Source organism: Rothia sp. HMSC066G07 (genome assembly GCF_001814485.1).
Taxonomy (GTDB): domain Bacteria; phylum Actinomycetota; class Actinomycetes; order Actinomycetales; family Micrococcaceae; genus Rothia.
Genome location: NZ_KV816932.1, coordinates 235,673 through 255,528 on the forward strand (window position 1 = coordinate 235,673; position 19,856 = coordinate 255,528).

The 19,856-nt window shown below is 61.4% G+C and carries 12 protein-coding genes and 2 tRNA genes; 9 read left to right on the forward strand and 5 right to left on the reverse strand.

Going from position 1 to position 19,856, the window contains the following annotated elements; genetic code table 11:
- Window positions 1-227: 227 nt before the first annotated feature.
- A tRNA-Lys gene (locus HMPREF2971_RS08100) sits at window positions 228-300 on the reverse strand.
- 215 nt (window positions 301-515) lie between these two features.
- Here HMPREF2971_RS08100 and bcp point away from each other — a divergent pair.
- The 8 genes from bcp to HMPREF2971_RS08140 all read left to right on the forward strand — a co-directional run bounded on the left by bcp (window position 516) and on the right by HMPREF2971_RS08140 (window position 10,160).
- Window positions 516-992, forward strand: a complete 477-nt coding sequence (bcp, locus tag HMPREF2971_RS08105) for a thioredoxin-dependent thiol peroxidase (RefSeq protein WP_049346478.1) — start codon at window positions 516-518, stop codon at window positions 990-992.
- A gap of 185 nt (window positions 993-1,177) precedes the next feature.
- Window positions 1,178-1,259 (forward strand) — tRNA-Leu (locus HMPREF2971_RS08110).
- A 150-nt stretch (window positions 1,260-1,409) separates the two neighbouring features.
- A complete protein-coding gene (locus HMPREF2971_RS08115; RefSeq protein ID WP_070692396.1) occupies window positions 1,410-3,611 on the forward strand; it encodes an ABC transporter substrate-binding protein in 2,202 nt (733 codons plus the stop codon).
- Window positions 3,612-3,935: 324 nt separating this feature from the next.
- Window positions 3,936-5,417, forward strand: coding sequence for a malate:quinone oxidoreductase (locus HMPREF2971_RS08120; RefSeq protein ID WP_070692399.1), 1,482 nt, complete (start codon window positions 3,936-3,938; stop codon window positions 5,415-5,417).
- 261 nt (window positions 5,418-5,678) lie between these two features.
- Window positions 5,679-7,142, forward strand: coding sequence for a YihY/virulence factor BrkB family protein (locus HMPREF2971_RS08125; RefSeq protein WP_246825095.1), 1,464 nt, complete (start codon window positions 5,679-5,681; stop codon window positions 7,140-7,142).
- A 73-nt stretch (window positions 7,143-7,215) separates the two neighbouring features.
- Complete coding sequence (locus HMPREF2971_RS08130; RefSeq protein ID WP_070692403.1) at window positions 7,216-8,277, forward strand: alpha/beta fold hydrolase; 1,062 nt, start codon at window positions 7,216-7,218, stop codon at window positions 8,275-8,277.
- 134 nt (window positions 8,278-8,411) lie between these two features.
- Window positions 8,412-9,503, forward strand: a complete 1,092-nt coding sequence (locus tag HMPREF2971_RS08135; RefSeq protein WP_070543736.1) for an S-(hydroxymethyl)mycothiol dehydrogenase — start codon at window positions 8,412-8,414, stop codon at window positions 9,501-9,503.
- A 9-nt stretch (window positions 9,504-9,512) separates the two neighbouring features.
- Window positions 9,513-10,160, forward strand: coding sequence for an MBL fold metallo-hydrolase (locus tag HMPREF2971_RS08140; protein WP_070692406.1), 648 nt, complete (start codon window positions 9,513-9,515; stop codon window positions 10,158-10,160).
- A 135-nt stretch (window positions 10,161-10,295) separates the two neighbouring features.
- Here HMPREF2971_RS08140 and HMPREF2971_RS08145 read toward each other — a convergent pair whose 3' ends face one another.
- The 3 genes from HMPREF2971_RS08145 to HMPREF2971_RS08155 form a co-directional block, all read right to left on the reverse strand.
- Complete coding sequence (locus tag HMPREF2971_RS08145; protein ID WP_246825096.1) at window positions 10,296-11,888, reverse strand: MFS transporter; 1,593 nt, start codon at window positions 11,886-11,888, stop codon at window positions 10,296-10,298.
- Between the two features lie 62 nt (window positions 11,889-11,950).
- The gene (locus tag HMPREF2971_RS08150) at window positions 11,951-15,229 is read right to left on the reverse strand and encodes an AAA family ATPase (RefSeq protein WP_070692409.1); all 3,279 of its coding nucleotides are present in this window, start codon (window positions 15,227-15,229) and stop codon (window positions 11,951-11,953) included.
- Window positions 15,226-16,446: an exonuclease SbcCD subunit D gene (locus HMPREF2971_RS08155; RefSeq protein ID WP_246825098.1), complete on the reverse strand. Its 1,221-nt coding sequence runs from the start codon at window positions 16,444-16,446 to the stop codon at window positions 15,226-15,228. The genes HMPREF2971_RS08150 and HMPREF2971_RS08155 overlap by 4 nt, the downstream gene beginning before the upstream one ends.
- Before the next feature lie 376 nt (window positions 16,447-16,822).
- Here HMPREF2971_RS08155 and HMPREF2971_RS08160 point away from each other — a divergent pair, with 376 nt between their 5' ends.
- Window positions 16,823-17,968: an ADP-ribosylglycohydrolase family protein gene (locus tag HMPREF2971_RS08160; RefSeq protein WP_070666267.1), complete on the forward strand. Its 1,146-nt coding sequence runs from the start codon at window positions 16,823-16,825 to the stop codon at window positions 17,966-17,968.
- A 306-nt stretch (window positions 17,969-18,274) separates the two neighbouring features.
- Here the strand turns inward: HMPREF2971_RS08160 and HMPREF2971_RS08165 are convergent, their stop codons facing one another.
- Window positions 18,275-19,660, reverse strand: coding sequence for an RNA polymerase sigma factor (locus HMPREF2971_RS08165; protein WP_049349549.1), 1,386 nt, complete (start codon window positions 19,658-19,660; stop codon window positions 18,275-18,277).
- Between the last annotated feature and the right edge of the window lie 196 nt (window positions 19,661-19,856).

The window sequence follows — 19,856 nt, forward strand, 5'->3', positions numbered from 1 at the left end:
GTGCCCCTGCGTAGGCGCGGAGGAAACATGTAGCGCACCCCGTAGTCTTGGGAGACGCGAGATACCCACCCACCCCGCCCCTGTAGGAACGAGGGCGAATACCGTCTTCCAAGCATCGAACACCAGCGCAAGGAGAAATATCTATACCTCAAGCCCAGCAAAATCTTTTTCAGAGGGAACGCAAAAATCCCGCCGATTCCGAAGAATCAGCGGGATTTTCTTTGAAGTGCGCCCCCTGGGACTCGAACCCAGAACCCATTGATTAAGAGTCAATTGCTCTGCCAATTGAGCTAGAGGCGCTTATTTGTTTTTCAAGGTTTCCCTTGCAACAGAAAAATACTATACGCGAGTTTTCATGGTGTGCGCAAGTTGATTCAGGGTGAGCCTGGACACATTGTTTGGGTGGGGTGTGTGGGACACTAGACTGTGTGTATTGCACGGGGCGCATCCGCCCTTGGTACGGTGTGGGGCGCATCCGCCCCTCCCCTAGTTTTTGTTGTTTTGAGGAGTTATTGATGAGTGTTCGTCTTGAGCCGGGTACTCCGGCACCTGCTTTTACCCTTTCTGACGCGTCGGGTGTGGAGCACAGCCTGAGCGATTATGCGGGTAGCAAGGTGATTTTGTATTTCTACCCGAAGGCTTCGACTCCGGGTTGCACGAAGGAGGCGTGCGATTTCCGCGATAATTTGGCGTCGTTGAAGTCGTTGGGTTACGTGGTGTTGGGTGTTTCTCCGGACTCGCCGGCGGCTATTGCTCGTTTTGTGGAGAAGGAGTCGTTGACGTTCCCGCTGCTGTCTGATGCTGATCATGCGGTGGCTGAGGCGTATGGTGCGTGGGGTGAGAAGAAGAATTACGGCAAGGTGTATGAGGGCCTGATTCGTTCGACGTTTGTGATTGATGAGCAGGGTGTTATTTCTGTGGCTCAGTACAATGTGCGTGCGACTGGCCATGTGGCGAAGTTGCGTCGTGATTTGGGTATTGACCCGAAGTAGGGTCACGTTTTCTGGGGTTTGCGTATCGCTGTTCTACTGCTTCTTGAGGGGCTGTTGTTCGGCGTGTTTGCAGGCTTTTTGCCCTATGGGGGCTTCTTTTAAGGCTTGGAGAACCTTGGTTCCTGGTGTACACTAATTTTTTGTTGCCTCAGACGCATGCATCTTCGGATGTGGGGTGACGCTACGCGCGAGTGGTGAAATTGGCAGACACGCAGGATTTAGGTTCCTGTGCCTTATGGCGTGGGGGTTCAAGTCCCCCCTCGCGCACACACACATTTACATTGGACCCGCCGTCACGGTTGTCGTGGCGGCGGGTCCTCTTGTATGTATCTTGCCCGGGTGGGGTGTCTCGCCCGGATGGGTGTTGAACCGCTATCCTGAGAGATAAGCATCCGCGACGGAAGAGAGGACCCTCCCGTGCAGCATCAGCCTCACGCATCGTCAGCTGTTGGCAATTCTGATGCGCTGCTGCGAGCCACTGCTGGCTCGAGTGGCTTGAGTCGACGCGCCGTTTTGCGTTTTGGCGCGCTTTTTAGTGCTGGTTTGGCGCTTTCTGCGTGTTCTGGTCAGTCTTCTGCTGGTTCGTCGGCTGGTTCTTCGGCGAGTGCGAGCGCGTCGTCTGCTGATGCGCGTCGTGTGTTCCGTTTTGCGCAGGGTGCTGCTCCGTTGGGTTTGGATCCGGCGTTGTTTCCTGTGGCGAGTACATATCAGGTGACGGCGCAGGTTTTGCAGACTTTGTTGGTGGCGAATCATTACACGGGTGACCCTGAGGTTCAGGATTCTTTGTGTAGTGCGTGGACGGTTTCTGATGACCGTTTGGTGCATACGTTTGTGTTGCGTGAGGCGCATTTTAGTAACGGTGCTGCGTTGACTGCGGATGCTGTGGTGCAGAATTTCCAGAGGTGGCAGGCGTTGGCTACGGGTGAGGGTACTGCTGCTTTGGCGGTGCCTGCTCAGCCTTTGTTTGCGTGGGGTTTTGGTGTGCCGAAGCCGGGTTCTTCTGATCCGTCGGCGGTGGAGCCTGCGCCGGTTCAGGCGTCGCCGTCGGGTGCGGCGACCCCGGGGGCTACCGCGAGTGTTTCTGCAAGTGCTTCTGCGAGCGCCTCCCCGTCTGCTACTGCTTCTGAGGCTGCGACCCCGAGCGCGTCTGCTTCTGCATCGGCTTCTGCGAGCGCTCATGCTGCTACTCAGCCGGATGATAAGAAGACCAGCAAGAAGGCGGATGCTCAGTCGTCTGCGGTGCAGTCGTTCTTGCCGCTGGTTTCGTCGGTGGTGGCGAAGGGCAACTCTGTGGTGGTGACGCTGTCGCGTCCTTCGTTGGCGTTCCCGCGTATCTTGACGCAGCAGGCGTTCGGCATTATTGACCCGTCGCTGTTTGGTTCTGATCAGAAGTTGACGGGTAACCCGGTGGGTACGGGTGCGTTCCTTGTGGATTCTTTCAAGGACGGCACGGTGCGTCTGCTGAAGAATACTCATTTTGACGGTCAGGCACCTGAGCTGGATGAGATTCAGATTTCGACCCTCACTTCGTCGGATAAGCGTTATTTTGCGCTGATGCAGGGTCATATTGATGCGTGTGATCAGGTGAATTCGTCTGATCTGGGTCAGTTGGCGCGTGATGGTTATCAGACGCCGGGCCGTGACCCGTTCTCGCTGGTGTATTTGGGCTTGAATACGGCGCATCCGGTATTGAAGAATATTTCGGTGCGTCGCGCTATTTCGCATGCTGTGGATCGCGGTGCACTACGTCAGTATTATCCGCAGGGCACCTCGGATGCGCAGACGCTGATTTCGCCGTCGTTCCGTATTAAGGCTGATGATGCGAAGGATTACACGGACCGCAATCAGGATATGGCGCGCTCGCTGCTGGCGACGGCTGGGTACGACAATCAGGTGATTGAGTGCTACTACCCTGCTGACGTTTCTCTGCCGTGGATGGATACTCCTCAGAAGGTGTATTCGGAGATGGTGGCTTCGCTGATTGAGGTGGGTTTGAATATTAAGCCGGTGCCTCTGCCGTGGGCTGAGTATCTGCCGAAGAGCCGCGAGGTTTCTTCTGAACGCGGTATTACGCTGACCGGTTTCTACGGCATGTACCGTGACCCGTACGCATTCTTTGGCCCGGTGTTGGCGCCGCTGATTGCTGAGCATCAGGTGCGTTCGTTGATTGCGAATGCGCCGTCGGATATGACGACTGGTTTGACGAAGAAGAGTTCTGATGTGCCGTCGTCGGGTGGTGCGAATTCGAATGTGCGGATTTCTGCAACTCCGAGCCCGCAGCCGAGTTATTCGCCGGACCCGTTGACGCCTGAGGAGGAGGCTTCGGCTTCTGCTTCGCCGAGCCCGTCGGCGTCGCCTTCGCCGCAGCCTACTGCTGTGGCGGTTGCGCCGTCGCCTCGTTTTACGGAGATTTTGGAGGCGATTCGTACCGCGGATTCTGCCGATTCGGTGGATTCGCAGCGCGAGTTGTATGCGAAGGTTGTGTCTCAGCTGGGTCAGTTCATGCCGGCGGTTCCGTTGCTGAATGTGACGTCGAAGGTGGCGGTGAGCCGTGAGGTTCAGGGCTATCAGACGGAGCAGAATGCGATTGAGCTGTTCGGTAAGCTGCGCAAGTCGTAGCCTGCGTTTTTAGCTTTTGCGGAAAGGGGTGCATCCCGATTGGGGTGCGCCCCTTTCGCCGTGTTTGGGGCTTTCGTGGGGCTTTCGGTGAGCGGGTGGGCGGGTATTTCTGGAGCTGCTTTCGGGTTGTTGCCGGCGGGTGTAGCAAATGCATGCGATTACGGGTCTTTTCGACCCTAAGAGATTTATTGATATGAACTGCAACACTCTCTCTCGTTTTGTGGATTCTGACTATGCCAACCCCACTAAAAGGGGTAGGCTAGATGATGTACCCCACATTCACTGTGCCCAGGCCGGGCACCCGCACCCCTAAGGGAGAATTCAGTGGTAGCACGTACTGAACGAACCGACGTCGTCCTGGTCGGCGGCGGCATCATGAGCGCCACCCTCGGCGTGTTCCTCAAGGAACTCGAACCGACCTGGAATATTATCCTGCTCGAACGCCTCGACAAGGCCGCTCAGGAATCCTCCAATCCCTGGAACAACGCAGGTACCGGCCACTCGGCACTGTGCGAACTCAACTACGCACCCGCTGGCCCCGACGGCACCGTCTCGGCAGCTAAGGCGCTGAACATTAACGAGCAGTTCCAGATTTCCCGCCAGTTCTGGGCATCCCTGGTTGAAGAGAAGATTCTGGGCAACGCAGACTTCATTAACCCGGTCCCCCACATGTCCCTGGTCTTCGGTGAGGACCACTCCAAGTACCTGGCAGCACGCTACGATTCCTTCCGCAAGGAGAAGCTCTTCGAGCGCATGGAATTCTCCACCGAGCGCGAGAAGATTGGCGAGTGGGCACCGCTGACCGTCAACGGCCGCAAGGGTAACGACCCGATCGCAGCGACCTGGTCCCCCGAAGGTACCGACGTTGACTTCGGCGCCCTCACCCAGCTGATGATTGACTACCTGCAGACCAAGGGTGTTGAGGTTCGCTACGGCTACCAGGTCACCAACCTGAACCGCGAATACAACGGCTCCTGGACCGTTGACGCTATCAACCGCATCAACAAGGAAGAGCCGCTGACCATCAACGCGAAGTTCGTCTTCCTGGGTGCCGGCGGTGGCGCTCTGCACCTGCTGCAGAAGTCCGGCATTGAAGAGGGTAAGGGCTACGGCGGCTTCCCCGTCTCCGGTCTGTTCCTGCGCAACACCCACGAGGCAACCGCAAACCAGCACAACGCTAAGGTGTACGGTCAGGCTTCGGTGGGCGCACCTCCCATGTCCGTGCCGCACCTGGACACCCGCTACGTGGACGGCAAGCGCGCCCTCATGTTCGGCCCCTACGCTGGCTTCAAGACCAACTTCCTGAAGCAGGGCTCCCTGCTGGACCTGCCGCTGTCCCTGCGCCCGCACAACATCTACCCGATGACCCGCGCAGGCATCGACAACCTCTCCCTGGTCAAGTACCTGCTCTCCGAGCTGGTCAAGGACAAGAACGCACGCCTGGAGTCGCTGTACCAGTACTACCCGGAGGCTGTTGGCGGCGAGTGGGAGCTCATCGAGGCTGGCCAGCGCGTCCAGATTATGAAGAAGGACGCGAAGAAGGGCGGCATCCTGCAGTTCGGTACCGAGGTTGTCTCCGCAGCGGACGGCTCCATCGCGGCTCTGCTGGGTGCATCCCCCGGTGCTTCCACCGCGGCTCCGATTATGCTGAACCTGCTGGCTAAGTGCTTCCCCTCCAAGATTGCCGGTTGGGAGCCTCGCCTGAAGGAGCTCATCCCCGGTTACGGCGTGAAGCTCAACGATAACCACGACCTGGCTGATGAGCTGATGGCTCACACCGCTAAGGTTCTGGGTATTCACAACTAGTTTTCAGTTAGGCTCAGCAGGTAGCTTTATACCCTAGCTGACAAGCCTTTTTGAGGCTTTTCGGGGCGGTTACCCTCTCTAACTGACCGACAGGTCAGCTATCTGCACTCGCAGAAAAATGCGGGAGGGTTAGAAAACCCTATAATGTCACCGCAGGGGCGGGAAGGACAGCTCATTGTTCTCCTCGCCCCTTCTGTGCGCCCACACGCTGAAGCTCATAGGCGCACCACTGTGTACACCCCACTCGTTCAAGGAGCCCCATTGGCTGCACACACCGGCTCTTCCACGGAGACCTCGGCACCCGAGGCATCCACCGGAGCTCGCCGCGGACTCTTCTCCCGCAAGCAGAAGCCCGCTGACCCCAAGTACGTCAGCGTCAAGCTGCGCGACTTCCCCAAGGGCAGCATCCTCTACATTCTGCGCCGTGCCATCTACAAATTCGGCGCAAACGGCGGCACCGACATGGCGGCAGCACTCACCTACTTCACCGTGCTGTCCATCTTCCCCGCCCTGCTGGCAATCGTCTCCCTACTGGGCGTATTCGGTCACGGTGAGGAAAGCGCCGCCGTCATCCTCGCCTTCCTCAAGGACAACGCGCCCGCCCAGATGTACGCCATTCTGGAAGACCCCATCAAGCAGATTACAGGCGACCATGGCGCAGGCCTGGTGCTGTTGACCGGTATCCTCAGTGCACTCTGGTCCGCCTCTGGGTACACCGGATCCTTCGGCCGAGCTCTCAACACGGTCTACAACGTGCGTGAAGGCCGCCCCGGCTGGATTCTCAAGCCGCTGAACGTCTTCGTCACCACCGTGATTATCATCCTCGTGGTACTCATGATGCTCATGATGCTGCTGGGTGTAACCGTCCTGGACATGGTCGGTCGGTATGTACCCGAAACCGTGGATATGGAGCTCATCAAGCTCATCTGGCTGAACGGCCGCTGGGTGCTGATTCTGTTCATGGCAATCGCCCTGATCACTCTACTCTACGCCGCCACCCCGAACGTGCGCCGCTTCAAACAGTGGAAACTCTCCCCCGGTGCGGCGCTCGCCCTCTTCGGCATGGGCCTGGGCGGTTTCGGCTTCACCCTCTACGCCAACAACTTCAGCAAGTACAACGCCACCTACGGCCTGATCGGTGGTGTGATTGTGATGCTGCTGTTCATCTGGATCATGAACAATATGCTTCTCTTCGGCGCGCATCTGGACGCCGAAATCATGCTCATGCGCCAGATTATCGCTGGCGATGACGACCACGGCCACCTGAAGGTGCAGCCGCGCAGCACCTCCGCATCGCGTGCACTGAAGGCACGCCAGGAACGCCTCATGTCCGCCGGACGCGAATTGCAGCAGCAGGCGGCAGGCCAGGGCATGCTCCCCAAGCCGAAGGGCCCCTCCATTGCCGCTCGCGTGCAGAAGGCGGTGGACACCAACACCACCATGATTCGCACCCTCATTGCCGACGGCAAGGAACGACTCGACAACGGCAAGAAACAGCAGGCGAGGACTGACACCGCCGAGGCTCAGGCTTCGGAGGCAGCCTCGGCAAAGGCGGATGCACGCGCGACCGCCGAGTCAGACTCTTCCGCCGCAGCAAGTTCATCTGCCGAGGCAAAATCTTCCGCCGAGCCGGCCCAGGAGACATTTTTCGACCTGGGTGCCGACAATCTAGGCGCCGATAAGCCGAGCACCGACAACCCGAACGAGGCGGCCAAGAAGAACTAAGAGGCAGCCGAGCGCTCACCCACCATGCGTGTGAAGGGCGCGGGACAGAAACCCTGGTCACTAAGATAGACATATGACCAGTGCAGATTTCTCTCCCGCGCCCTTTGCTGTACCCAACGCCGCTGCGTCCAGTGTTGATGCACCCAGTGTTGAAGCGCCCAATGCCGCCGCGCCCGCCGTTGCTCTCCCTGACCTCGAGTACACCCTCTACCAGCCGCAGCAGCTCAAAAGCCGCATCCCCGCCCTCATGATTCACGGCTTCGCCACCCGCGGTGACCAGCTCTACGGGGGCACCGGCTGGATTCGCCAATATCTGCGCGCCGGATACCCTGTACTAGCTGTCAATCTGCCCTACCACACGAACACATACCTCAAAGACCCACAGTTCACGGTTGACTGCAAACTGCCTGCCCATACGCAGGTTATGAGCAGTGAAATCCCGTTCGATTCGGTGCCCTCTGTCAATACGACGGGTCAGCGCCTCACCCCCATTCACCTGCTCACCAACGCACTTGCCCAGCTGCTGCGAGCCGTCGCCACGGAGAACAACCTCGACGTGGAGCTACAGCCGCGCGCGCACGTTATCGGCTTCTCCTTCGGCGCCCGCGTCGGCTGGGAGCTCGCCCTCACCCACCCGGAGGCGGTCGCCTCCCTCACCCTCGGTGGCCTGCCCCTACACGACCACCTCATCACCCTGCGCGCCATGCTCGAAGCGCACGAGGGAACCAGCGCCTCCGCGAGTGCAGAAACCCCGGCGGCAGACTCCACCGACGAGGCGATTGCCTCCTTCACCTCGATTATTGACAACTCCCCCATTCAACCCGACGCGCTGCTGAAGTTCGTGAGGATTCCCTTCGGCCCGTTCTTCGACGTGCCCGCCCTGCGCGCCGGATCCCCGGATTTGCCGGCGGGTCACCCGGGTGCGCATCCGCACGCGCCCATTGCGGTTGTGCTCGGTGACGCGGATACCATCGCCGCCGACGGCGCGGAACTCTACGACATGGTTCGTGACGACAATCCGCTCAACCGTTTCATCTCCCTGCCCGGCCGCGACCATGTGAACGCCCTGACCTCGGGCGCGTTCCGACGCGGTGCGCTCGCCTTCGCCGCTGAGGTGGAGGCGGCGACGTCATAAAACGTCACATTCCCCTGGGGGCTTCACGCTCAGCCCCGGGGTGCATCAGGTATGCCTTAGCTCTTATAATGGGAACGTATCAAAAAACCTTTATCTGCGGTTGAGGCTCAACCGCGCCCAGCAAAAGGAGCAGCATGCACAAGGTTAAGGCTGTCGTAGCCCTCTCCCAGGACGCACCCGTCACCGTCACCACCATCAACGTACCCGACCCCGGCAAGGGCGAAGCCCTCGTCAAGGTCCTCACCTGCGGTGTCTGCCAGACCGATCACCACTACGTCACCGGCGGCGTCGGCCAGGACTTCCCCTACCTGCTCGGCCACGAGTCCGCAGGTATCGTCGAGGCTGTCGGTGATGACGTCACCGACATCGCCCCCGGCGACCTGGTCATCCTCAACTGGCGTGCAGTCTGCGGCGAATGCCGCGCATGCCGCAAGGGCCAGCCGCAGTACTGCTTCGCAACCCACAACGCAACCCAGAAGATGACCCTCGAGGACGGCACCGAGCTCACCCCCGCACTGGGTATCGGCTCCTTCGCGGAGAAGACCCTCGTCGCAGCCGGCCAGTGCACCAAGATCACCGCTGACATCAGCCCCGAACAGTACGCAGCAATCGGCCTGCTCGGTTGCGGCGTTACCGCAGGTCTGGGCGCTGTGCTGAACACCGGTGAGCTCAAGCGCGGCGAGTCCGTCGCAGTTATCGGCTGCGGCGGCGTCGGCACCGCAGCAATCGCAGGCGCACAGCTCGGTGGCGCAACCACCATCATCGCCGTCGACATCGACGAAGAGAAGCTGGCACGCGCACGCGAGCACGGCGCAACCCACACCGTGAACTCCTCCAAGGTCGACCCCGTTGAGGCTATCAAGGAACTCACCGGCGGCTTCGGTGCAGACCTCGTCATTGACGCTGTCGGCGTCGCCCCCACCTTCAAGCAGGCATTCGAGGCACGCGACCTGGCAGGCCGCGTCGTCCTCGTCGGCGTGCCCGCACCCGGCGCCACCTGGGACATCCCGCTGGATGAGGTCTTCGGCCGCGGCGGCTCCATCAAGAGCGCATGGTACGGCGACACCCTGCCCTCCCGCGACTTCCCCGAGTTCGTGGACCAGTACCTGCTCGGCCGCCTCGACCTGGACAGCTTCGTCTCCGAGCGCATCCGCCTCGAAGACGTCAACGAAGCATTCGAAACCATGAAGACCGGCCGCGTGCTGCGCTCGGTCGTGGAACTCTAGGACCGTAGCGTGAGCGAACGTATTGAACGAGTCGTCACCTCCGGCACCTTCTCGCTGGACGGCGGCTGCTGGGACGTCGACAATAACGTCTGGATCATCGGCAATGACTCCTCCGTGATCATCATTGACCCCGCCCACGACGTCGACAAGATCTCCCGCACCATCGCAGGCCGCACCGTGGAGAAGATTCTGCTGACCCACGCCCACGACGACCACATCCGCAGTGCTAAGGAGGCGGCAGAACGCTTCGGCGCACCCGTCTACCTGAACCCCGCGGACCGTGTGCTCTGGGAAATGGTGTACCCCTCCTGGGACTTCGACCACGAACTCGCTGACGGCGACGTGCTACGCATCGGCGACACCGAGCTGACCGTCCTCGCCACCCCCGGCCACTCCCCCGGCTCCGTGTGCTTCTACGCACCCACCCTCAGCTGGGAGAACAGCGAAGGCGTCGTCTTCTCCGGCGACACCCTCTTCAACGGCGGCCCCGGTGCGACCGGACGCTCCTACAGCGACTTCGACACCATCATCGAGTCGATCTCGACCCGCCTGCTGACCCTGCCCGAGTCCACCGCGGTCCTCACCGGCCACGGCGACAGCACCGGCATCGGTCTGGAGGCGCCCGAGCTTCCGGCATGGATCAAGCGCGGTCACTAAACCGGTAGCCTCACGCTGAGGCTCTCACACTGAGGTTCTCACGCCGAGGCTCACCACAAACCGAGCACGGTACACAAAAGGCGGATGCCCCACCACCTGCAGAAGGTGGCGGGGCATCCGCCTTTTAAACATGCGCTAATTACGTTCCAGCTGATCCCAAGGAGCCAGCTGCTCCTCATGCTCCTCACGCCACAGGTAGCCAAACAAATGACCCAACGCAAAATACAGAGTCGCAATAATCACCGGGACCATAAACGCATTACGGTAATACGGAGCATCGCCCATATAGCCGCCCCACATGCTACCCAACGCCATGCCAACGCCCAGCATCGAGCGGGTAAAGAAGCTCGCCTGCGCATCAGGAATATGCTTGAGCGAACGGTTCAGCCACAGCTCATGACCGCCAAACGCCACACCCAGCACCGCACCACACAGCACCAACGCATAGAAAATCGTGGACGTATCATCACTCGCCGGCAAATACAGGGCACCCATAATCAGCAGAACGCCGCTCACCAACCAACCATGCCACGGGTTCACCGAACGGGCACCCAAAACCACGGGGAAAGACACAAGCACCATCGCGCCGGTACCGGTCGCAACCATCGCCATGAACAGGTTCATCGAACCGTGAATCAGCGAGAAGCCCAGCAGACCCGAACCGACCGCGCCCATACACGCACCCAGCAGCACCAGACCAAGAATCAACACCACCGTCTGCTTATTCGGACGGACCAGATTCTTCGGCGGAGACATGCGAATACGCGAAATATCCGGCAGCCACATCGGCGCGGCCAGAACCACAATGAACAGTAGCGCATCCAGAATCATCGTGATCCAGAAGCCCGCATACTCATGATTCGGGGTGAGGTACGCATCGCCCAGCCGCACCAGCAGAGCAGCCAGCGGGTACATCGACAGGTTCGCCGTCGTCCCCCAAGAAACAGCTGTCGACAAGCGAACATCACTGTACTTATAGTTGCGGCGGTACAGCGACTCCAACGCAAACGGCGTCCACGGCGGAGTCGTAAAACCCATCGCCACGCAAGAGAGCGCATGGTATGTCGTACTCACGTTATTCGGGTCAACCGTCAAACGCCAACCAATGACCAGCATATTCAGCACCGCAGCAATATTCAGCACCGACGTAATCGCCAGCAACGCCCTCAAACCCAGGGCACGCACCAGCATCGGGCCGAGCATAATCTGCACCGAATACGCGCCAGCAAACGCCGCCACCGCATAGCCGCCATCATGCACACTACCCAGGTGGCTCGCCAACAGAATATACAGCGCAAACGCCGAAGAAGCCGCCGGAATATGGAACAGAATCGTCAACACATTACGGGCAAAGCCCTCATCACGGAGCACACCGCGCAGATGGTAACGCTGCTCCTTACCGTTACGCAGGAACAACGCCCAATGCTGACGCAAAATATCCGGCACCGAGGCGTTCGTATTAACCTCATCCGCAGTAGGAACCGGTCGCGGCGGCAACTCCTGCAACACGTGGTCGTTACTGCGCACCACATCCGTCAAGGACGTACCCGGAACCGTTGGAATACCCGTGCCCGAAGCACACGACTTATCCGGCGAATCGGAGGCGGGTGCCACCTTCATGGTGCGCGGAGGAACCTCCGGCGCGGATGCGTTAGTGTGCGCATCAGCCGAAGGTTCCACACGATACGTTGAATTCGGTGCCCTGTCCTGAGGTGTCGAGGTCATCATCTCTTTCACGTATAAGCCGCCGGACATGCCATAACAGCAGCCCGGAAGCGAATTTATGCCTACTAGGAGTTTACCCTCACCGACGAGCCGTTCTGACCCTTTTCAACCACAATCTGGGCGGGAATACGGTTCTTCATCTCCTCCACATGCGAAATCAGGCCAATAGTGCGGCCACTATCACGCAGAGATTCAATCGTGCCCATCACCATGTCCAGAGTTTCAGCGTCCAACGTGCCGAAGCCCTCATCAATGAACAGGGTGTCCAGCTCGATGCCGCCGTTATTCGCCTGTACGACCTCCGCCAGACCTAACGCCAACGACAGCGACGCCAAGAACGACTCGCCGCCGGACAGCGACGACGCCTCACGCGGCTCGCCCGTCCAGGTGTCAGTAATCTCCAGGTTCAGGCCACCGCCGGAACGGCTACCCTTCGCACGGTGATCGCTAAACACCATGCCGTAGCGGCCCTCACTCATACGGTCCAGGTGCAGCGACGCCGAGTGCAGAATCCGCTCGAACTCGGCACCCAGCACATAGCTGACCAGGTCAACCTGATGCTCATAACCGCCCAGCGTATCACCGCGGGCAGCCGCCGCCAGGTTCGCCAACATCTGCGCACGGTCATAACGCTGCGCCGTCTGCGCACGGAATGCCGCATACTCGCCACGCAGCGCCTGCAAAGAACGCAACACGCTCTCCCGCTCACCCTCACGAAGAGTCAACCGGTGCGCCGCCGCACGCAGCTGCTCAACCCGCTCACGCACACCCTGCAGATCATCCGGCGCCTGCTCACCAGCGGCGGCACGAGCCGCCACCGCAACAATCGCCTCACGGCCAAAGCCCTCAAGGAGGCGGGCATGCTCCAGCTCGTACGCGGCAACAGCCTGTTCCAGGGCGTCGACGCGCTCAGGGGTGCGCACCGCCGCATGAATCAGCTCGGCGCTCTCAAACGAAGACTCAGCCAGCAAACGCTCAGCCTGCGCCGCCGCCAGAGCATGACGCTCACGCGCCTGCCCCAACAGCAACACCGCACGAGCAAGACGCTGATGCGCCGCACGGTAGCCCTCCACAGCCTCAACACGCTGCGCAAAACCCACCGCCGCACGCGCAGGCGCCAACTGCGCCGCAGCCGCCTCACAGCGCGCCGCAGCGTCACGGTGACGAGTCTGAGCCTCAACCGCCGCGCCCTCGATGGTGCGTAGCGCCTCCTGAGCCTTCTGCAGCTCAACCCGCACCCGCTCAGCCTTCGCCTGCACGCCGTCACGCGCGGTCACGCGCGACTGAGCCTGCGCGAGGCGGGTCTGCGCATGCTGCAGCTGGGCGGCAGTCTGCTCAACATCGCACTCGCCCTGAGCCACCAGGGTCTCGTACTGGGTGCGGGCGGCGGCAAGCGCCTCGGAAGCTTCCTGGTGTGCCTTGGTTGCCCGGTCCTTAGCCAGTTCGTGGGTACGCGCCTGCTTGTGGGCCTTGTCTTCACGCTCCTTGGCGGCGTCCAGGTCGGCACGCTCAACCAGCTGCTCGCCCTCGGCAATCCGCGCCGGAGCGGGGTGCTCCACTGAACCGCAGACCGCGCAGGGTTCGCCGTCCTTGAGCTCACGCGCCAGCAGAGACGAGGCCTGGGCGAGGCGCAGCACCTGCAGGTTCTTGAACTCCTCCGTGGCGGCGAGCGCCTGCTGAGCCGAAGCCTGCCACTTTTCCTGCGCCTTCTGCTCGGCGGTGGCGGTGCGCTTGCTCTGCTTCTGGGCCGCAGCAACCGCGGCGGAGGCGGCATCCAGCTTCTGCTGCATCTGCTGGGCTGCATCGTGCTTCTGCTGCGCCTCGGTGACCAGGTGCGCGGCGAGGGTACGCTCCTCGTCGGCGGTGCTGTAGCCGGCGAGTTCTTCGGCGAGCTGCTCGGCTTGGGCGGTGAGGTCGTTCAGCGTCTTTTCGGCACGCGACTTGTCCTGTTCGAGGGAGTTAGCCTGCTTCAGCAGGGCGGCTGCGGCGGCTTCCTCGTCGGCGAGCTGCGCGTCCTTCTTCTGCAGGGCGCGCAGGGTGTCAAGGAGCGCCTCGAGCTGGATTTCCTGCTCGGCGGGCTCGAGGGAAGGGAGTGCGGCGAAGGTGGTCTCCTCAGGGAAGGTGGTCTCCGGCGAAATGTTCTCATCGCGCAGTGCCGCAAGCAGAGCGTTGCCGTTCTCCTCCAGCGCGGATGCACAGGCCGCCTGCTCCTGCTGGCGGGCGGCGAGCGCCTGCGATTCGGCATGGACCTGCGCGTACTGTGCGTGCAGGGGCGCGGCGGCACGCGCCTGCGCCAGCTCTTCACGCTGCGCCTTGTGTTCGTCGGCGCGTTCGGTCAGGCGGGTGCGGCGCTCGCAGAGCTGCTCGTATTCGCGCCAGTCGGCCTGCAGCTGGGCGCGTTCGGCGAGCAGGCGGGTGTTCCGGTCGGCTTCGTCGGTGAGGCGCTGCTGCTCCTGCTTTTCGCGTGCTGAGGTTTCGCGGGCGCGTTCTACTCCGCCGGCGACCCATGCGTCGAGGGTTTCGGCGGTGACACTCTCAGCGGTGAGCTGTTCGGAAGTCTCCGCCTCCACAGGGTCTTCGGTAGCGGAGCCCTCCCCTGCAGCATCTTCAGCGTCCGGATCCGCAACATCCAGTAGCGCCTGCAGGGCGAGCATTTCTACGCGGGCACGTTCAAGGTAGCCGCGCTGGGTGTTTTCGTCCTGGGCGACTTCCTGCTGGGCGGTTTTCGCTTCTTCGGTGAGTGCGGCGAAGAGCTGCTCGTAGTGTTCGACGGGGAACATCTTTTTGAGCAGTTCTTTACGTTCTTTGGGCTTGGACTTGAGGAATTGCGCGAACTGGCCCTGCGGCAGGAGTACGACTTTGAGGAATTGTTCTTTGGTCAGGTGGGTGCGTTCGGCGATGGTGCGGTTGACTTCGGCGACGCTGCTGGAGATGGGGGTCCAGGCTTTTTCGTCGGTGGGGTCGGCGCCGGATGCGAGTTCGGCGAGGGTTGCTTTGGCGCTTTCTTCGCGCATCTGGCCTTTGCGGGCGCCGCGGGTGATGGGCTTGTTGTAGGCGGGGGTGCGGTCGATGCGCAGGCGCTTGCCGTGGAGGGTGACGTCGAGTAGCACGCGCGGTTTGGTGCCGCTGTGCACCGCGTAGGTGGAGTGCAGTTTGGCGGATTCGCGGTCGCTGCTGGTTTCGCCGTAGAGGGCGTAGCAGATGGCGTCGAGGATGGTGGTTTTACCGGCGCCGGTGGGGCCGTTGAGCAGGAATACGCCGGCGTTGTTGAGGGTGTCGAAGTTGATTTCTTGGCGCTTGGGGTATGCCATGAAGGCTTCGAATTCGAGGCTGTGCAGGATCATGCGTTGTCCTTGTGGCTTTTGATGTGGTCGCTGAGGGTGGTGATGACGTCGCGTTCTTCGCTGGTGAGGGGGCGGTTGCGTACGTATTGGTGGAATTGGTCGAAGGTTTCGACGGGGTCGGCGTCGCGAGTGAGGGGCACGGCGACGGGTTTTTCGGCGGCGGGTTGGGTGCTGCGGTAGCTGAAGTGGGAGATGGTTTCGTAGCGGCTGCGCAGGCGGTCGACGGCGCCGACGGGTAGGGTTTCGTCGGTGAGTTCGATGCGGCAGTAGTAGCCGTGTTCGTAGTCGGTGTGTTCGGGGCTGTTGAGTAGCTGCTCCATGGTGCCGCGCAGGGTTTTCATGTGTACGCGGGTTGCCCATTCGTGGCTGCTGATGGCGGGCTCTTCGCCGGGGTTGAGTTCGATGAGGTAGGCACCGTTGCGGTTGTGTTCTTCGCTGAATGAGAAGCCGAGCGGGGAGCCGCTGTAGCGGATGGTGTGAGTGACGGGGTAGCGCTTGTGGATGTGGCCGAGGGCTACGTAGTCGAAGCCGTCGAAGAGGGAGGCGGGTACCCAGTCGATACCGCCGACGCTGATGTCGCGTTCGGAGTCGCTGCGGGGTGTGGTGTCTGCGCTGGCGGCGATGTCACTGCCGGTGGTGTCGCTGACGGTTGCGTGGCTCATGACGATGATGCGGTCGGCACCTTCGCCTCGGGCGTGACGTTCTGCGGCGTCGGCGCGGATGGCGTCGGTGACGGCGCCGAGGACGGCGTGGTGGGTGGGGTCTACGCCGAGGGCGGTGGCGTGGAGGCGCGGCGCGAGGTAGGGGATGGCGTAGACGTGTACGCGCAAGGTGCCGTCGGTGAGTTCGACGGGGCGGGTAGCGTCTTCGAGGCTGGTGCGCAGGTGCACGCCGGAGGCTTCGAAGAAGGCGGCGCCGTAGCTGAGGCGGCGGAAGGAGTCGTGGTTGCCGGAGCTGAGGATGACTCGCACGCCGGCGCGCATGAGGCGGGTGAGTGCTTGGTCGAGCAGGGTGGTGCTTTCGGCGGTGGGGATGGTGCTGTCGTAGACGTCGCCGCTGATGAGGAGAGTATCGATGCCTTCGGCGTGCACGTATTCGAGCAGTTCGTCGATGAACTGCTGGTGTTCGCGGGTGAGGGGGCTGCGGTGGAAGGTGCGGCCGAGGTGCCAGTCGGAGGTGTGCAGAATCTTCATGGTTTCAGTATGGCACTGCGTCATGTTTTGCGCCTCGCAGTTCGTCATTCAGGGGTCGGAACCCACCACTGCGTAGGTGCTCATGCGGAGCGGGGGCTCCGTCCTCAAGGCGCCCCAGCGCCGCAGAGGGGGCACTCCCCCGCGAGCGTGAGTGCAAAGCCGTTTCTGTCTAAGTCTCCCTCTATTCCCGGTGAGGACGAGTAGCTAACCATCCTCGGCGAAAGTGCTCATGCGGAGCGGGGGCTCCGTCCTCGAAGCGCCCCCAGGCGCTGAAGAGGGGGCACTCCCCCGCGAGCATGAGCACGAAGCCGCCTGCTACATCTCCCCTCCCGCAAGCATGAGCACGAAGCCGTCCGATACATCCCCCGCGCATCCTGAACGCACATGGGATAATCGCCCTATGAGTTTTTCTTCTGTTGAGTTCACACGTGCACCTGAGGTTTCGGCTGAGTTTGCGGGCAGGGTGCGCAGTTTGTTGCGTGCGTCTGCGTTGGGTGATGCGCTGGGTTATCCGTTGGAGTTGTTGTCGGCTGAGCAGATTGCGGAGAGTGCCCCTAAGCCGTGGGATTCGGCGTTTGGTGAGCTGCTGGTCAGTGATGATACGCAGCTGACGTGTTTCACGCTGGACGCTTTGACTGAGGTTTTGGAGTGGAATAATGAGGGCGCGGCGGCGGATGAGTTGGCGTGTTTGTGGTTGGCGTATTTGCGGTGGTTCCGCGGTATTGGTGAGGTTCTGCCGGAGTCTGCGCCGTTTTCGTTGGATCGTGAGATTGATGGTTCGTCGGAGTTGACGGCTCGTCGTGGTCCGGGTGCGGCGACGTTGCGGGCGTTGGGTTCGGGTGAGATGCAGTTGGTGTCGAAGTCGTTGAATCCTGATGCTTTGGGTAGTGGTGCGTTGGTGCGTTCGGCGGCGTTGGGTGTGTTGCCGGTAGCGCAGGAGCGTACGGTGGTTTTGTTGGCGGTGCGTGCGGCGGCGTTGACGCATGGGCATCCGGAGGCGTTGGCTTCGGCGGCGGCGTATGCGTTGTTGGTTCGTGATTTGTTGGCGTCTCCGGCTGGCTCGTTTGATGCATTGTTAGAGGCGGCGCGGCGTGTGCTGTCGTGGTGTGGTTCGGTGGCGGCGGATGATTCGATTCCGGGTGATGCTTCGCGTACGGCGGCGGCGCTGAGTCGTGCCGTCGAGCTGCTGGAGGGCGGTACGGTGCCGGTGCCGGAGGCTGTGGCGGAGCATTTTGGTACGGGTTGGACGGCGCCTGAGCTGTTGGGTGTGGCTCTCTGGTGCGCGGCGGATGCTGTGAAGAGTCTGCCGGCTGATGCTGATGATGCGACGGTGCGTGGTGCCCTGTTTGAGGGGTTGTGCCGTGCGGTGTCGGTGGATTCGGATTCGGATTCGGTGGGTGCGATGACGGCGGCGTTGTGGGCGGCGGCTGGTTTCCCGGTGGGTGGCGATGAGGCTGATGCTTGGTCAGAGGCGCTGGGGCGTGTGCGCGGTTTGGATCAGGTGGAGGCGGTGGCGGAACGCTATCTGCGCCAGCTGGGACTGTAGCAGTACCCGGCGCAGCGGCGATGCGTAGCGGAGGCCCCATCCTCAAGGCGGCTGGCTCATTTACTTATTGGGGCGCCGCAGAGGGGGCACTCCCCCGCGAGCATCGTCCGCGAGCCGACTGTACGGAACTGCATAACGTGCATCGCCCGCAAAGCCAACTTGACATACTCAGCCCTTGTGGAACTGAACTTTGACGGCGCAACGGACATGCGTAGCGGGGGCTCCGTCCTCAAGGCGCCCCGGCGCCGCAGAGGGGGCACTCCCCCGCGAGCGGGAACCGGTGCGCCGTTGTTGGTAGTCGGAGTACTAGTCCAGGTAGTCGCGCAGTACCTGCGAACGCGAGGGGTGACGGAGCTTCGACATGGTCTTCGACTCAATCTGGCGGATGCGTTCGCGGGTCACGCCGTAGACCTTGCCGATTTCGTCGAGGGTCTTGGGCTGACCGTCGGTCATGCCGAAGCGCATTGCGACCACGCCGGCTTCACGCTCGGAGAGGGTGTCGAGCACGGAGTGGAGCTGTTCCTGCAGAAGGGTGAAGGACACTGCGTCTGCGGGGACGACTGCTTCGGAGTCTTCGATGAGGTCGCCGAATTCGGAGTCGCCGTCTTCACCGAGGGGGGTGTGCAGGGAGATGGGTTCGCGGCCGTACTTCTGGACTTCGATGACCTTTTCGGGGGTCATGTCGAGTTCCTTGCCGAGTTCTTCGGGGGTGGGTTCGCGGCCGAGGTCCTGGAGCATCTGGCGCTGCACGCGGGCGAGCTTGTTGATGACTTCTACCATGTGCACGGGGATGCGGATGGTGCGGGCCTGGTCTGCCATTGCGCGGGTGATGGCCTGGCGGATCCACCAGGTTGCGTAGGTGGAGAACTTGAAGCCCTTGGAGTAGTCGAACTTTTCGACGGCGCGGATGAGGCCGAGGTTGCCTTCCTGGATGAGGTCGAGGAAGAGCATGCCGCGGCCGGTGTAGCGCTTGGCGAGGGAGACTACGAGTCGCAGGTTGGCTTCGAGCAGGTGGTTTTTGGCTCGCTTGCCGTCGTGGACGACCCAACGCAGGGCTTTCTTGAGGTCTTTGTCCATGTCGGGGTTTTCAGCGAGCTTGTGTTCGGCGTAGAGGCCTGCTTCGATGCGCTTGGCGAGGTCGACTTCCTGCTGTGCGTTGAGCAGGGAGACTTTGCCGATTTGCTTGAGGTAGTCCTTGACGGGGTCGGCGGTTGCGCCGGGGGTGACGACGCGCTGTGCGGGTGCGTCGTCGTCGTCGTTTGCGGTGAGGACGAAGCCGGAGCCCTTGGCTGCTACTGCTTCTGCGGCCTTCTTTTCTTCTATTTTGGCTGCGGTTTCTTCGTCTTCTTCGTCGGTTTCGTCTTCGCCGTCGGTGGTTTCGAGTTCTTCGTCGAGTCCGAGGTCGAATTCGTCGTCGCTCTTTTTGCGGCGGCCACCGGTCTTGCGCTTGGTTGCGGTTTTGGTGGTGGTGGTGGTTTTGCGGGTGCGCTTGGGCTTGTCTGCCTCGGTTTCGGCAGTAGTTTCGGCAGTGGTTTCAGCACCGGTTTCGGCGGTTGCGCCGGTGGTGTCTTCGGTTGCCGCTGCGGCTTTGGTGGTTGCCTTCTTGGTGCGGGTGGTCTTGGTGGTGGTTTTTGCGACGGTTTCTTCGGTTGCGTCGCCGGTCACGGTCTTCTTGCTGGTTGCAGGTGCCACTAGAACCCTTTCTGGCTTGTGGTGGGGTGTTTTGTTTGCAAAACACCTAAGACCCTGTCAAGTCTGTGCTGGCGTCCTCGGTCGGGGTGTTTGCTGCGTTTATCCGGTTTAACGCTGTGGGGGCGGGTTTTATTCCGCGTGCGTTGGGCGGTTTGCAGGGTTCCGTTGCTCGTTGTGTGGAGCGGTTTGAGGGCGC